14 protein-coding genes are annotated in these 14884 nt (G+C 69.7%); 4 read left to right on the forward strand and 10 right to left on the reverse strand.

Features of this window, described 5'->3' with window-relative positions:
* Window positions 1–13 precede the first annotated feature (13 nt).
* From DFR50_RS23115 to DFR50_RS23125, 3 genes are all read right to left on the reverse strand, one after another.
* On the reverse strand, window positions 14–577 hold the full coding sequence (locus DFR50_RS23115; RefSeq protein WP_245428074.1) for an HD domain-containing protein: 564 nt from the start codon (window positions 575–577) through the stop codon (window positions 14–16).
* A 32-nt stretch (window positions 578–609) separates the two neighbouring features.
* Entirely contained in the window at window positions 610–1248 is a 639-nt protein-coding gene (locus tag DFR50_RS23120; protein WP_113891628.1) for a DNA-3-methyladenine glycosylase I, read from the reverse strand.
* A gap of 62 nt (window positions 1249–1310) precedes the next feature.
* Window positions 1311–2024 (reverse strand): SOS response-associated peptidase, encoded by a 714-nt coding sequence (locus DFR50_RS23125; protein WP_113891629.1) that lies wholly within the window; start codon window positions 2022–2024, stop codon window positions 1311–1313.
* Window positions 2025–2111: 87 nt separating this feature from the next.
* On the opposite strand from DFR50_RS23125, the gene DFR50_RS23130 reads away from it, so the two are divergent.
* From DFR50_RS23130 to DFR50_RS23140, 3 genes are all read left to right on the forward strand, one after another.
* Window positions 2112–2381, forward strand: a complete 270-nt coding sequence (locus tag DFR50_RS23130; protein ID WP_245428072.1) for a hypothetical protein — start codon at window positions 2112–2114, stop codon at window positions 2379–2381.
* 142 nt (window positions 2382–2523) lie between these two features.
* The gene (gene acuI / locus DFR50_RS23135) at window positions 2524–3507 is read left to right on the forward strand and encodes an acrylyl-CoA reductase (NADPH) (RefSeq protein ID WP_113891631.1); all 984 of its coding nucleotides are present in this window, start codon (window positions 2524–2526) and stop codon (window positions 3505–3507) included.
* Window positions 3508–3627: 120 nt separating this feature from the next.
* The gene (locus DFR50_RS23140) at window positions 3628–3996 is read left to right on the forward strand and encodes a cyclic nucleotide-binding domain-containing protein (protein WP_113891632.1); all 369 of its coding nucleotides are present in this window, start codon (window positions 3628–3630) and stop codon (window positions 3994–3996) included.
* A gap of 35 nt (window positions 3997–4031) precedes the next feature.
* On the opposite strand, the gene DFR50_RS23145 is transcribed toward DFR50_RS23140, so the two are convergent.
* From DFR50_RS23145 to murI, 6 genes are all read right to left on the reverse strand, one after another.
* The gene (locus DFR50_RS23145) at window positions 4032–4604 is read right to left on the reverse strand and encodes a cold-shock protein (protein ID WP_113891633.1); all 573 of its coding nucleotides are present in this window, start codon (window positions 4602–4604) and stop codon (window positions 4032–4034) included.
* A gap of 354 nt (window positions 4605–4958) precedes the next feature.
* Window positions 4959–5714, reverse strand: coding sequence for a response regulator transcription factor (locus DFR50_RS23150; RefSeq protein WP_113891634.1), 756 nt, complete (start codon window positions 5712–5714; stop codon window positions 4959–4961).
* Between the two features lie 331 nt (window positions 5715–6045).
* Window positions 6046–6657: a response regulator FixJ gene (gene fixJ, locus DFR50_RS23155; RefSeq protein ID WP_113891635.1), complete on the reverse strand. Its 612-nt coding sequence runs from the start codon at window positions 6655–6657 to the stop codon at window positions 6046–6048.
* Window positions 6658–7163: 506 nt separating this feature from the next.
* The gene (locus DFR50_RS23160) at window positions 7164–9347 is read right to left on the reverse strand and encodes a sensor histidine kinase (protein ID WP_147262869.1); all 2184 of its coding nucleotides are present in this window, start codon (window positions 9345–9347) and stop codon (window positions 7164–7166) included.
* 355 nt (window positions 9348–9702) lie between these two features.
* Complete coding sequence (pepN, locus tag DFR50_RS23165; RefSeq protein WP_113891637.1) at window positions 9703–12360, reverse strand: aminopeptidase N; 2658 nt, start codon at window positions 12358–12360, stop codon at window positions 9703–9705.
* Window positions 12361–12455: 95 nt separating this feature from the next.
* Window positions 12456–13292, reverse strand: a complete 837-nt coding sequence (murI, locus tag DFR50_RS23170) for a glutamate racemase (RefSeq protein WP_113891638.1) — start codon at window positions 13290–13292, stop codon at window positions 12456–12458.
* Between the two features lie 198 nt (window positions 13293–13490).
* Between murI and DFR50_RS23175 the strand changes: the two genes are divergently transcribed.
* The gene (locus tag DFR50_RS23175; protein ID WP_170153358.1) at window positions 13491–14435 is read left to right on the forward strand and encodes a TonB C-terminal domain-containing protein; all 945 of its coding nucleotides are present in this window, start codon (window positions 13491–13493) and stop codon (window positions 14433–14435) included.
* A 13-nt stretch (window positions 14436–14448) separates the two neighbouring features.
* Here DFR50_RS23175 and DFR50_RS23180 read toward each other — a convergent pair whose 3' ends face one another.
* Window positions 14449–14691 carry a hypothetical protein gene (locus tag DFR50_RS23180; protein ID WP_147262870.1) on the reverse strand — a complete coding sequence of 81 codons (243 nt, stop codon included), beginning with the start codon at window positions 14689–14691 and terminating at the stop codon, window positions 14449–14451.
* Window positions 14692–14884 lie beyond the last annotated feature (193 nt).

The following is a 14884-nucleotide window of genomic DNA, read 5'->3' on the forward strand; positions in this document are numbered from 1 at the left end:
CGCCAAAGCGCGGCTACGGGCCGTCGAGTTCGGCGAAGCGGGCCAGAAACCGGGCCTCGGCGTCGCCCGGGCGCATCGGCTCGAGAAAGCCGGCGAACCGCCGCGTCGAAAGGCGCGGTTCGCCGAACAGCCGTCTCGCCTCGCCCTCGGCGAAGCCCGCCAGCGCCGTCGCCTCCATGAACGCCGAGAGGCGATCGGCGGCCTTGATCCGTTTCGTCAGCTCCGGCGCGAGATCGGGCGGCAGGCCGAAGCGGATGTGGATCGCCCGCATCAGGCGCGTCTCGATCCGCCGGTAGTCGCCGCCGACCGCCGCCTTGAACGGCGAGATCAGGTCGCCGATCACATATTCCGGTCCGTCGTGCAGCAGCGCCGCGAGCTTTTCGCGCCGCGGCGGCTCCGGCTCGGCGGCGGAGAACAGGGCCTCGACCAGCAGCGCGTGCTGGGCGACGGAAAAGATCTCCTGCCCGCGAGTCTGGCCGTTCCAGCGCGCGACCCGCGCCAGGCCATGCGCGATGTCGGCGATCTCGACGTCGAGCGGCGACGGATCGATGATGTCGAGCCGCCGCCCCGACAGCATCCGCTGCCAGGCGCGATGCCGCGAGCGGTCGCTCACGGGAAGGCGTCTCGCGCCAGCGCCCGGCAGGCATCGTGGCGGCAGCAGGCGACGAGATGGTCGTTGACCATGCCGGTCGCCTGCATGAAGGCGTAGACGATCGTCGGCCCGACGAAATTGCCGCCGCGGGCGCGCAGATCCTTCGCCATCGCGCGCGATTCCTCGCTGTCGACCGGAATGTCCGTCAGGCTTTTTCGCGCCGGCTGGACCGGCCTGCCGTCGACGAAACCCCACAGATGGCGGGCGAAGCCGCCTGTCGCCATCAGCTCCAGATAGATGCGCGCCAGCGCCCGGGTCGCCTCGATCTTGGCGCGGTTGCGCACGATGCCGGGGTCGGCCATCAGCGCCGCGGTCTTGGCGTCGTCCCAGCGGACGATTCGTTCCGGCTCGAAGCCGTCGAACGCGGCCCGGAACGCCGGGCGTTTGCGCAGAATGGTGATCCACGCGAGGCCCGCCTGGAAACCGTCGAGGACGAGTTTCTCGAACAGCGCGCGATCGTCGTATTCCGGCGCGCCCCATTCCTCGTCGTGATAGGCGACGTAAAGCGGGTCGGACCCGGGCCACGGGCAGCGCAGCGCCCCGTCGGCGTGGGCGACGGCGGCGACGACGCGCGGCGGCTTTTCTCGCTCGGCCATGGACTCCTCTGCGCTCTTCGCGGACGCGCCAGTCTTCCCGCTTGCCGCGCCCGAGGGCAAGGTCAGAAAAGCCTCGCCGCCCCGCCGGCGCGGATCGGCGCGGCGACCGGCGTCTGCACCGCCGCGGAGTCGTTGGCGACCCGGTTGACCAGCGGCCCGATCTCGACGAGTTCGAGCGCCGGTTCGGGCGCGGGCTTCAGGAGCGCCAGCGCCCGGGCGGCGGCGACGCCGTCGACGTCGAGCCATGCCGAGTAGGCGTCGGGCTCGACGATCGCCGGCGCCCGGTCGTTGACGAGGCCGACGAGCGCGTTCGGCGCGGTCGTGACGATGCAGGCGGTGTCGATCTCGCCCCCGGTCGGGTCGCTCCAGGTCTCGTACAGGCCGGCGAAGCCCATCGGCCCGCCGCCGACCCGGCGCACCAGAAAGGCCCGCCGCTCGCCCGCCCCCTTGCGCCACGCGTAAAACCCGTCGGCGATGACGAGGCAGCGCCGCCGCATCAGCGCCGCGCGGAAACTCGGCTTCTCGGCGGCCGTCTCCGCCCGGGCGTTGACGATCAGCGAAAACGCCTTGGGGTCCCGGACGAAGCCGGGCAGGAAGCCCCAGCGGACGAGAAGGAATCGCCGCTGCGCGCCGCCGCTGTGGGGCGCAGCGACCACGATGGGGATCGGCTGGGTCGGCGCGATGTTGTAGCGCGGCGGGAAATCGGGCGTGTCGGCATAGCCGAACCAGGCGCGCACGGCCTCGGGCGGCAACGTGATCGCGTAGCGTCCGCACATGAGGGCTCCCTTGCAAGCGGCGGGAGATTAACCGTTTCGAAGGGAATGCGTCGCGTTCGCCCGCCGGACTCCCTACCATACCGATCGATGACGACCGATCCTCAAATCTCGCTGATGGCGCTGAGCGAAGCGGAAGCCCGCTGCGACGCGATGCTGGCCGCGATGGGCTACGTGGGCGAGGCCTTCGCGCTCGCCGCGCTCGACGGGGTCGAGCCGCGCGACCTCGCCGAAGCCGCGCTGTGCGCTGCGATGTGCGAACTGGTCGCGATCCGGGGCGAGGACGAGGCGGCGCGGATCGCCACGCGCCTCGCCGACCGCGCCGCGGCGGGCGAGTTCTCCGTCGGTCCGCGACAATAGGTCTTTTCATCGCGCCCGCCGCGCGGCAAACTCCGCCCCTGCGCAGCGTGGGAGGATCGTGCGCGCGGTCGGGCGCCTCGCCGCCAAACCGGCGACCTTCTCCTCCTCCTTCGCCACGGAAGCTTCAACGCGAGAAAACCCCATGCCGTTCAAAGCCGTGAGAGCCGACAAGACCGACGCCGGACAGGACGTCCGCTTCGCCGTCATGGAGGAATCGGAGCTGATGGACGGCGACGTGACCGTCCGGGTCAGCCATTCCACGGTCAACTACAAGGACGGCCTCGCGCTTTCGGGCAAGTCGGCGGTGATCCGCCGCTTCCCGATGGTGCTCGGCATCGATCTGGCCGGGGTGGTCGAGACCTCGAACCATCCCGGCTTCGCCCCCGGCGACGAGGTGATCGTCAACGGCTACGGCCTCAGCGAGACGCATTTCGGCGGCTATGCGGAGAAGGCGCGCGTCAAGGGCGACTGGCTGGTGAAACTGCCGCCGACCTTGAGCCCGGCCGAGGCGATGGCGATCGGCACCGCCGGCTATACCGCGATGCTGTGCGTGATGGCGCTCGAACGCCACGGCGCGACCCCCGCCGCCGGCCCCGTGCTGGTGACCGGCGCCGCCGGCGGCGTCGGTTCGACGGCGATCTCGCTGCTCGCCGGCCGGGGCTGGACGGTGATCGCTTCGACCGGGCGGGCGAGCGAAGCCGACTATCTCAGGGGTCTCGGCGCCGCCGAGATCATCGACCGGGCGACGCTGTCGGCGCCCGGCAAGCCGCTCGGCAAGGAGCTTTGGGCGGCGGCGGTCGACAGCGTCGGCTCGACGACGCTCGCCAACGTGCTGGCGCAGACCCGGTACGGCGGGGCGGTCGCGGCCTGCGGGCTCGCCGGCGGCATGGACCTGCCGGCGACCGTCGTCCCCTTCATCCTGCGCAGCGTCGCGCTGCTCGGGGTCGACAGCGTGCAGCGGCCGATGCCCGACCGGATCGAGGCGTGGGCGCGTCTCGCCGTCGAGCTCGATCGGACGAAACTCGCCGCAATCACCCATACGATCGCGTTCGATCAGGTCTTCGACGCCGGGCGCAAGATTCTCGCGGGCGAAATTCGCGGCCGGACCGTGGTGACGATCGGCTGATCCGGGTCGGCGAATGAACATCGACGCTCCGTCAGCCTGTGGTGCGACCTCTGACCCTGTTGTCAGGCCGGGCAGGTCCCACTATTGCATGGGCGGGGCGTGTCCGGATCTCGACAAAGCATGAATACCTCTGACGATTTCAGCCTTCTGCTCGGTCCCGACATCCCGTCGCGCCATTACGCAGCCGGCGAGGTCATCTTTCGCGAAGGCGACCGCGGCTCCGAGTTCTTCGTGATCCGGCGCGGCGAGGTCGAAATCCGTTCCGGCAACCGGGTGCTGGAAACGCTGGGCCCCAACGAAATCTTCGGCGAGATGGCTCTCATCGACGCCGCGCCGCGCAGCGCCGACTCGGTCGCCAAGACCGACGCCGTCGTCGCGCCGATTTCGGAGAAACAGTATATCTTCCTGGTGCGGCACACGCCCTATTTCGCGCTCAAGGTCCTGCGCGTTCTGGTGCGGCGGCTGCGCGCCCAGAACAAGGCGATCTGACGCGATTCCGATCGCTCGCGGCGCCCTTGGCGTACTCAGGTCGTGATTTCCACCGCCTCCCGGCCTTTGGCGGTCTCGAGCACCCGCATGGTGACCGCCTGGCCGTTGACGAGGCGCGATACGCCCGTCCGGCCCAGGATCGAGCAATGGACGAACACGTCGCGACCGAAATCGTCGCCCGCGACGAAGCCGAAGCCGCGAACATCGTCGAACCACTTGACTTTTCCGGTGATCTCGATCGTCGCCGACAGGTCGTACTTCGGCCGCGGCGCGGGCCCGATGCGGGCGGGACGGCTCGCGACGACCGGCGAGGTCGACAGATCGACATCCAGCACGCGCAGGACCTGCCGGCCGCGCGGGCCGTCGTCCAGGACAATCCGGATCGTCGCGCCGGCGGGAATCGTCTCCAGCCCGTGATAGGCCCTGAGGATCTTGGCATGCAGGAACGCGTCGCCGCCGCCGTCGCGCAGATCGATGAACCCGTAGCCCTTGTCGGCGCGGTACCATTTCACCACCGCGGCGATGGCCTCGCCTTCGGCGGGGAACCGGACCCCTTCGACCTCGAGCCCGACGGCGCCGTAGTTGTCAGGATGGACGGCGATGCTCATATCGACACTCCCCCGGTTGTCTCGTCCAAAGCCCGGCGCGAGAGGCGCAAACGACTCCCCCGCCGCCCGCGCCGACGTCGCGGGCGCTCTCACCGTTCGCTCTGGACCCTCGACCCGATCAGCAGGCGACGGCTCCCGCGGCGGCGCCGACGAGACTTCCGCGCCGCGTGGCGCGGCCGCCTGCAATTGTTCGCTTCTGTCCTGTGACGATTGTCGACTCCGTGAACCCGGGCAATTGTGGATTCTACGTAGTCGACTCCGGAGTTCGGATCGTCCCTGCGCCGGCGAAGCGCCGGGCCGCAATCCCGCGATGACGACGCCGCGCGCTCCTGCGCGCCCTGGCGCCGGACGCTGCTAGTCGAGCCCGGCCGGCTCCAGCCGGAATCCCGCGCCGCGGACGCTGACGATGAACCGGCGCTCTCCGGTCGGATCGAGTTTCCGACGCAGGTTGCCGACCTGCACGTCGACGACGTTGGTCCGGCCGTAGGCCCGGCTGCGCCAGACGTCCTCGAGCAACTTCTCCCGCGACAGGATCTGCCTCGGGTGACGCGCGAAATATTCCAGCAGCGTAAATTCCCGGGGCAGCAGGTCCACGCGCCGGCCCATGCACCGGACCACCCGCTTGACCAGATCCATCTCGATGGCGCCGACCTCCAGCACGGCCGCGCGCTCGTCGCGGCGGCGGCGCAACAGCGCCTCGACCCTCGCGGTCATCTCGCGCAGATCGAACGGGCGGGTCAGGTAGTCGTCCGCTCCGGAGCGGATGTAGGTGATTCGCTCCTCGACCGATTCGGGGACGCCGACCGCGAGCAGCGGCGTGTGGTCGCCGGCGACGCGAAGCTCCTCGACGATCGTCAGGCCCTCGACGCCCCCGCCCATGCGGTCGACGATGATGGCGGCGACGTCACGCGAGCGCGAGGCCTGCAAACCTTCCGATTTGGTTCGAGCGACGTGCACGGTGAAGCCGGAGCTTTCCAGCTCGAGGCGCATCGGTTCGGCCAGTCCGTCATCATTTGCGATGATCAGAATCAGGCCACGCTCCGACGCCGGCAGCCCTGTCAAGCGTGACGGGAGAACCTGCCCGAAAACGATTGGATCCGTCATGCTCATCCAGTTTGTCCTCACACCCCCGGAGGCCCATGGACGGGCCGCATGGTCGACGGCGCCGCGGCGACCGACCGTTGTTCACGGTCGAAAACACATCCGAATTCCTGTGCGAGGAAACGGCAAAAACAACATTTCCGACCGCAAGACATGGCGCAATCCGGAATTCTACTTAGGAGGGCGCAGCAGCTTTTGCTTACGCCAGTAACTGACGAGCCTTTGCTGACCAGCCGCAGCCGCCGCGCGCAAATAAAGAGTCGAAATCCTGCCCGCTCTGCGATCGAACGATTCGCATGGCGCCCGCGCTCAGCCGAAGGTTGCGGCCGGAGCGGCCGGGCTAGCCTCGCTCGATATTGAGGAACATCCGCACCAATTCGGAAAGGCTGCCCGCCTGGGTCTTCTTCATGACGTTGGCGCGGTGAACTTCGACCGTCCTCGGGCTGATTCCCATCTCGTAGGCGATCACCTTGTTGGGCTGACCCCTGACCAGCCGGTCGAGCACCTCGGTTTCGCGCGCCGTCAGGGTGGCGAGCCGCGCCTGCGCCTCCTGGGCGCCGAGCGCGTTCTGCCGCGAATCGCGGCCGACCTCGAGCGCGCGTCGAACGGCGTCGATCAGTTCCTCTCCCTGGAACGGCTTCTCCAGAAGGTCGACCGCACCCTTCTTCATCGCCCGGACCGCGAGCGAGACGTCGGCATGCCCGGTCACGACGATGACCGGCAGCGCCACGCCGAGCCTCGCGATTTCCGCGAGCAGATCCATGCCGCTCATCCCCGGCATGCGCACATCGGTGACGACACAGCCCGCCGGCGCGGTCTCGATGACCGCCAGGAAGTCGTCGGCGGAAGGATAGGTCCTCACCTCGAGCCCCTCGTTGGCGAGGAACATCTGAATCGAATCGCGCAGGGCTTCGTCGTCATCGATGACGTGAACGACCGCCGCGGCTGTCATTCGCCTTCGTCCCGGTTCGGCTTCGGTCCGGAAGGCCGGAAGAAGACCACGCCATCGCCACGCCGCCGCCCCGAGGCGGATCGCGCGGAACCGGGCGGAATCCGCCACTCGTCCGCCACGGCCTCCGGCGCATCGCGCCTGCTCGAAGTATACACAGCGTACACGAGATCCTGAGACGAATTCGCCGAGCGTTGCGGCGGATGACGGAAATAACGTCGGTACGACATTCGATTACCGTAGCCTGCCGACGCCTCGCTCGACAAGTGATCCGAAAGAGCGCCTCAACGTGGGTACATGCACCAAGGCGATGCCCCTTTCGACACGGGTTCCGCCGTCGGCGCGTCGATCGGCCATGGGCCCGGCGGCGCGTATCGCGAGCCGATTTGCGAGCGCCGGCGCATCTCTGGCCGCGCTCGCTCGCACCCTTGTATCGCTCCCCCGCGAGGCCGACGGTGGCGGCGAGCCGCGCCGCCGCGGGGCCGCGCCAGAGCCGGGAACGCCCGCGGTCACGCCACTTGCGCGAGCGCCAGCGCCCTGGCGCCGCGCTGGACGCGCGGCAGGGCCACCACCGCGACGGCGCCCTCGCCCGTGCGCGAGGCGAGGCGCAGGGCGCCGCCGTGCAATTCGACGAGCGAATTGGCAATGGCGAGGCCGAGACCCGAGCCCTTCATCCCGTTGGCCATGACCGCGTCGCCCTGTTCGAACGGCCGCCCGAGCCGCTCGACGTCCTCCGCGGCGATGCCCGGACCGTTGTCCTCGACGTAGAAATAGACCCGGTCGGCGATCGCCTGGGCGCCGATCTCGACCGCGCCGCCGTCGGGCGCGAATTTGACGGCGTTGCGCATCAGGGTGATCAGAATGCGCTCGACGGCGGCGGGGTCCGCCTCGAGGCCGATGTCGGGTTCGACGACGACCTTCACCGAAACGCGCTTCTCACGCGCGGTCGCCGCGACGTCCTGCACCGCCCGTCCGACGGCGAGGTCGGCGCGGAAGCGACGATAGCTCAGCCGCTCCCGCCCGGCCTCCAGACGCGCCATGTCGAGAATGTCGCTGATGACGCGCAGGAGATACTCGCTGCTCGCCACGACGTGCTGGCAATAATCCCGGTATTTCTGCGATCCCAGCGGGCCGAACGCCTCGGCGCCCATCAGCTGCGAGAAACCGATGATCGCGTTCAGCGGCGTGCGCAGTTCATGGCTCATGTTGGCGAGGAACTCGGCCTTGGCGCGGTTGGCCGCCTCGGCCTGCGCCTTCTGCTCGTGATAGCGCTCCGCGAGATCGACGAGTTGCTGGGCCTGCTCCTCGAGCGACCGGCGCGACTGACGCAACTGGGCGACGGTGGCGAGCAGCAGCCGCTCGGAATTCATCAGTTGCTCCTCGTGCTCCTTGAGCGCGGTGATGTCCGTGCCGACGGACACGAACCCGCCGTCGCGGGTGCGCCGCTCGTTGACCTGCAGCCATCGGCCGTCGGGGAGGCGCGCCTCGTAGGCGCCCTCCGGCCGTCCCGCCGGGAGCGGTCCGAAGACGGGCGGCTCCGTCCCGTCTCCTCCCGGCCGGACCGCCGCCGCCGAAGAGGCGCGCAGCCGCTGGTACTTGGAGTTGCACAGGACGAGCTCTTGATTCGAGTCCCAGAGCACGAACGATTCCGAGATCGCCTCGATCGCCTCGCGCAGGCGCTGATCGGCGGTCGCCGACGCCTCCGCCTCACGCTTGCGCTCGGTGACGTCGAAAGCGATGCCGACGAGCGTGGCGCCGCCCGTCTCCTCGTCCTCCACCAGTTCGGCGCGCTTTCTCAGCCACACCCAGCGCCCGTCCGCCCCGCGCATGCGAAACTCGACGTCGACGTAATCGCCCGCGTTGTCGAAGGCGAGGCGCGCAATCTCGTCGAGGCTCATGTCGTCGGGATGAATGAGCGCCTGAAGGTCCGCGATCGTCCAGTGCCCGGGCCGCTCGGCGAGGTCGAGGACGGCGAACATCGAGGGCGACCAGACGATGCGGCCGCGGCCGATGTCCCAGGTCCACAGGCCGCACCGGCCGCGATGGAGCGCGAGATTGACCCGGGCGCGGCGGGCGCCGTCCTCCCGGGCGCGCCTGACGCGCCGGTTGGCCTCGAGGGCGTAGAAGCCGACGGCGCCGAGCATCGCCCCGACGGTGGAGGCGAGAAGGACGACGGCCGCGGTCGCGTCCTGTCGCCACGCCTCGAGATGCGGGGCGACCGGAGAGGCGAAGACGATCCGTCCCTCGGTCGCCGGCAGCGGCCGGGCGACCGCGAACCGGTCGCCGCCGTTCTCGTCGACGATGCGCAGGACCTCGGCGCCGTCGTCCTTCGCCTTGACGCCGGGGTTCACGGCGGGATCGGAGGCGGCCTCCGGCGGGTCGGCGGCGATGGCCCGCCCGTTGCGGTCCATCAGGACCGCCCGCGACGGCCGTTCGTCCGCCGCGGCGTTCATGACCGTGCGGAACGCCTCCACGGGCGACTGCTTCGGCGCGGCGGCGAGCGCGGCGTTGAGACGGGCCGAGATGATCGTCGCCTGCAGTCCGACCTCGTGGGCCGCCTCCCGCAGCGCGAACTCGCGTTCGGCGCGCAGATGCAGGATCGTCAGGAGAACAGCGGCCATCGTCGCCGCGGCCAGGGCCAGACCGGCGACCAGGGGCGCATGCGGCCGCAGCGCGGCGGTCCAGGCGGCCATGACGCTTCTGCCGGGGCGGCCCGCGCGCATCGCCCAAGCCTTGCCGTCCAGGCATGCCTCCGCATGTGGCGCGCTTGCACGCGTCATGATGTTCCCCCTGGACTCACACGAAAAATTAACCTTCGAGCAACGCCGCACACCCGAATCAATAGAATAAGAATCCTTGTGCGAATCTTTGTCCAGCCCCCTGCCGGGGCGCGCCGAGGATTTTCCCGGCCCGAGTCCCGGAAAGCACATGGGCGCGAGCGATCGCCTTCCCGCGTTTCGTGCTCCGGGATGCACCCGTCGCCTAGGCTCGGATCCCTTCCCCGCCTTGCCGGGAAGGCTCACGGGGCCCAGCGCGCGGGCCGGCCGTCTACCCGAGGCTGCGGGTGACGATGTCGCGGACGTCGGGCGACAGCGACGGCAGGACGGCGATCCGCCTCAGCATCGCCTCGGCATGGCCGCGCCGGATCTCCTCCAGCGAGCGCCACGACCGCATCGCCGTGAGCAGGCGCGCGGCGACCTGCGGATTGGTCGGATCGAGGCCGACCACGATCTCCTCGAGGAACGCGTAGCCCTCGCCGTCGGGCCGGTTGAACTGCGTGTGATTGCCGGTGAACCCGCCGATCAGGGCCCGCACGCGGTTGGGGTTGGACATCGAGAAGGCGCGATGGCTCATCAGCCCGCGCACCCGGTCGAGCGTCTCGCGCTCCGGGATGTGCGCCTGCAGCGCGAACCACTTGTCGAGGATCAGCGGTTCCATGGCGTAGCGGCGGCTGAAGGCGTCGGAGGTGTGCTCACGGGCCGAACTCGGCTTCAGGACGATCTGGGTCAGGGCGCCGAAGCGTTCGGTCATGTTGTCGGCGTCGCGAAGCTGCCGGTGCGCCCGCGCGAGACCGTCGATGATGTTGCCGTCGGCGTAAAGCGCCAGCGCGATGTTGCGCAAGGCCCGCCGTCCGGCCGATTCCGCATCCGGACTGAACGGCCGCGCATCCGCCAGCCAGTCGTGCAGGTCGGCGAGCGCGTCGCCGTGCTTGCGGCCGAGCGCGCCGCGCAGCGACTTGCGCGCGGCGTAGATGGCGTCGGGATCGACGTTCTCGCCGATCTCGCGGGCGATGTCGGCCTCGGTCGGCAGGGCCAGCGAGAGCGCGGCGAACGCGGGATCGATCCGTCCCGCGCGGGCATCGTCGATCAGCGCGCCGAACGCGGCGACGAGGGCGGCGTTGCGCTCGGGCGCGCGGCCGGCGCGAATGGCCTTCACCCCGCGCAGGAGAACCCGAGTGACGAGGCTCTGAAGCGCCTGCCAGCGATTGAAATGGTCCGGGTCGTGGCGCGACAGGACGGCGAGATCCTGTTCGGTGAGGTCGTCGTCCACGGTGACCGGCGCGGAGAAGCCGCGCAGGAACGACAGGGCGGGCCGGCGCGCCACATCGCGGAAGACGATCACGCGTTCCGCGTCGTCGAGGACGAAGACGCCGGAGGCGAGTTCGGCCTCGGACGCGTCGGCCGAGACCAGAGGCAGGTCGCCGCCCTCCGGGTCGACCAGACCGAGCGCCAGCGGCATGGTCGCCGGAAGCTTGGTCGGCTGGCCCGGCGTCGGCGCCAGCGACTGGGCGATCTCGAGCCGATAGGTCCGGGCCGCCGGGTCGTGGGCGGTGCGAACCGTCACTTTCGGCGTCCCGGCCTGCCGGTACCAGCGCATGAACCGGTCGAGGTCGCGGCCGGACACCTCGGCGAAGCAGCCGACGAACTGCTCGACCGTCGCGGCCTGGCCGTCGTAGCGGTGGAAATACGCGTCCATCCCGGCGCGAAACGCCTCGTCGCCGACCAGCCGCTTCAGCATCCGGACCACCTCGGCGCCCTTCTGGTAGACCGTCGCGGTGTAGAAATTGCTGATTTCGCTGTAGACCTCGGGCCTCACGTTGTGCGCGAGCGGGCCGGCGTCCTCGGGGAACTGGGCGGCGCGCAAGCCCCGCACTTCCGAGATCCGCTTGACCGGGCGAGACCGCATGTCGGCGGAAAACTCCTGGTCCCGGAACACCGTCAGACCTTCCTTGAGGCAAAGCTGGAACCAGTCGCGGCAGGTGATCCGGTTGCCGGTCCAGTTGTGGAAATACTCGTGCGCGATCACGCCCTCGATGTTGGCGTAATCGTCGTCGGTCGCGGTCTCCTGCGACGCCAGCACGTATTTGTCGTTGAAGACGTTGAGGCCTTTATTTTCCATCGCCCCCATATTGAAGTCGGAGACGGCGACGATGTTGAACACGTCGAGATCGTATTCGCGGCCGTACGCCTTCTCGTCCCACGCCATGGCGCGCTTGAGCGCCTCCATGGCGTAGCGCGCCCGCTCCTCGCGGCCGTGCTCGGTAAAAATGGCGAGGTCGACCTTGCGCCCGGACGCGGTGACGAACGCATCCGAGATGTGCGCGAGGTCGCCCGCGACCAGCGCGAACAGATAGCACGGCTTCTTGTGCGGATCGGTCCAGAGCGCCCAGTGCCGCCCCGCGGTTTCCGCCTCGCCCTTGCCCTCGAGATTGCCGTTGCCCAGCAGCACCGGCGCTTCCTCGCGATCGGCCTCGATCCGCACGCGATAGGTCGACAGCACGTCGGGACGGTCGAGGAAATAGGTGATCCGCCGGAAGCCTTCCGCCTCGCACTGGGTGCAATAGGCGGAGCCGGAGCGATAGAGTCCCATCAGTTTGGTGTTGGAGGCCGGATCGAGGCGGGTCTCGATCGTGAGGGTGAAGCGTCCACGCGGCGGGTTCGGCAACACGAACTGCGCCGGCGTCGCCTGGAAGGCCTCGGGATCGAGCGGCGCGCCGTCGAGGTGGGCGGACACGAGCGTGAGTTCGTCGCCGTCGAGGGTCAGCGCGGCGCCGTCGCTTGCCGCAGGATTGGGGCGGATGATCAGGGTCGAGACGACCCGCGTCGCGGTCCGGTCGAGCGAAACGTCCAGATCGACCTCGTCGATGAGGAAGTCAGGGACGCGGTAGTCGACGAGACGTACGGGCTGACCGACCGAAGTGCGCATTGGCGCTGGCCTTTCCGGCTGAGCGTATTCCGCTTTTTCCACGACGACGCGACTGCGTCGGACAATCGCGAGCAGACCCCGCCCCGGCCTCGCGCTCAGGCGGTCGCCAGGCTGATCGCCGCCGAGGGCGTAAACTCCAATCCGTACCGAAGCAAGGTTTTTTGCAGGCTGTCCCCGGGCCGCCGGCCGCTGGTGAAAAGGACGGCGCCGGAGCGGCCAGGCGCCGTCTTCGGCGCGCTTCCGAGCAGGGAATCGAGCCTGCGCGCGATCGCCGGCGCCGGATCGACGAAGGCGACCGGCCACGGCGCGAGGCGCTCGATCGCGTCGCGGAGAAGCGGGTAATGGGTGCAGGCGAGGACCACATGGTCGGTGCGCGCGCCGCTCTTTTCGACGAAGCACGGCGCAATCTCGCGGGCGATATCGGCGTCGTCGACGGCCTCGCCGCGCAGACGCGCTTCCGCGAGCGGGGCGAGGACCGCCGAGCCGACCAGGGTGACCTCGCAGTCGGCGGCGTGCTCGCGCACGAGCGCGCGGGTGTAGTCGCGCGCGACCGTGCCGCGCGTCGCCAGCACGCTGATCAGGCCCGAGCGCGACTCGGCGGCGGCCGGCTTGATCGCCGGCACCACGCCGACGAACGGCAGACCCGGAAAGGCCGCCCGCAGATGCGGCAGCGCCAGGGTCGAGGCCGTCGAGCAGGCGACGACGACGATGTCGGGCCGGCGCTCGGCGACGATTCGCCCCATCACGGTCGCGACGCGCGCGATCAGGTCGGCTTCGCTCAACCGCCCGTAGGGAAAGGCGGCGTCGTCGGCGACATAGACGATGTCCACGTCCGGTCGCAGCGCCCGGATCGCGCCGAGCACCGTCAGGCCGCCGAGCCCCGAATCGAACACCACTGCGCGCGCGCCTGCCTTCGTCCCCGCCAATCCGATCCCCTGTTTCGATCGCCCGAACGGCCTGCCCTTAAGCCCGATGACGGGTCCGTGGCAAACCCTCGGCGGTCGGCGCGGTCGGCGCCGCGATGGCTTCGATCCGACCGCCCCTGCCGATTGTGACCGCCAAAGTCATTGACCGGGCCGGGGATCATGGACAAAGGAACTCTCCCTCATCGGATAGGTCCCGCCGCCCTGATGTCGCCGCCCGACGCGTCCCTGAAGGCAGACGCGATCGATCACATCGCCCAGCCGCAGCCGACCGCCGTCGAGCGGCGGGGGCTGACGCTCGCGCTGATCGCGGCGGCGGCGCTGCACCTGCTGATTCCGCTGGCGGTGGTTCTGCTGTCAATCTTCGCCCCCCGCCCCTCTCCGCCGGCGCAGGAGATCCCGGTCGAGGTGGTGGTGGAACAGCCTCCGCCGCCGAAGCCGGCCCCAGACAAGCCGAAACCTCCGCCCCAGCCAGACGACGAGAAGCCGGCGTACGACGCGCCGAGCGCGCCGACCGAGGAGAAGGCCAACCGCGAATCCCAGGACACGAAGACATCGGCGCCCACGACGAAAGCGGACCAATCCCGGGCGCCGGGCGCGCCCGAAGAGTCGCAACAACAGGCCGCAGCGCCGGAGCAGAAGGCGCCGGCGGCGCCGACGCCGCAGCAGACGCCGCCCGACGACAAGGCCGAGACCAAGGCCGCGCCGACCCCGGCGACGGAGGAAGCCGAGGCGACGCCGCCGGCGCCGGTCCCGGCCGAGAAGCCGGCGCCCCCGCCCGCGCCGCGCGCCAAGGCGCCGCCCGGCGCGCCGCCGCCGTCCGCGGAACTTCTGCCCGACGTCAAGTTCGCGCATGCGGCGACCGACTCGCCGGTCGCCGGCGGCAACGCCGACACGCGCTATTTCACCATCGTCTACGGCATGATCAAGGCCCGCCTGCGCGAACCGCGCAACGCCAGCCCGCCCACTCGCGGCGGCGCGATCGTGTTCGCGCTCGACGAGACCGGCAACCTGCTGCAACGCAAGCTGGTCAGTTCGTGCGGATCGCCCAACCTCGACATGGCGGTGATGAACGCGATCGCCGAGGCTGCCCCCTACCCCGCCCCGCCCGGCTGGCAGCCCAAGGCGCTGCGCCTGAGCTACGGACGCTGAGCGTTCGCTGGTGTCAGCGGGAGACGGGAACGCAGCGCCAGAACGACCGCACCCTCTGGAAGTCGGTGACGCTGTCCCAGTCGTGCACGGCGACGAGGCCGTACTTGGCGCACTCCTTCTGCGCTTCGCCGGCGAAATCCGGCGGCCTCGGGAAGCTGTCGGCCGGATGGTTCGGGTAATAGATGAAGGCGATCGACCGCTCGGACGCACAGCCCGACAAGGCCAGAAGCAGGCCCAGAAGGCCAACGATTCGCATATCGCGCCCCATGTCATCCGGCCTCGAACGGGCCTGCCCGATTTGCGCCGCACCATGCCCGTCCTGGGGAATTCGCGCAAGAGGGCGCGCGGTCGGGGCAGGGCTCCGAACTCGGGTTAACGGGATTTACGAATTGCGCGAAGGCTGACTCCATGGGCGCTCCTGATTCGGAGACTCCCCATGGACACCCCGC

It is taken from the genome of Roseiarcus fermentans (assembly GCF_003315135.1).
Taxonomy (GTDB): domain Bacteria; phylum Pseudomonadota; class Alphaproteobacteria; order Rhizobiales; family Beijerinckiaceae; genus Roseiarcus; species Roseiarcus fermentans.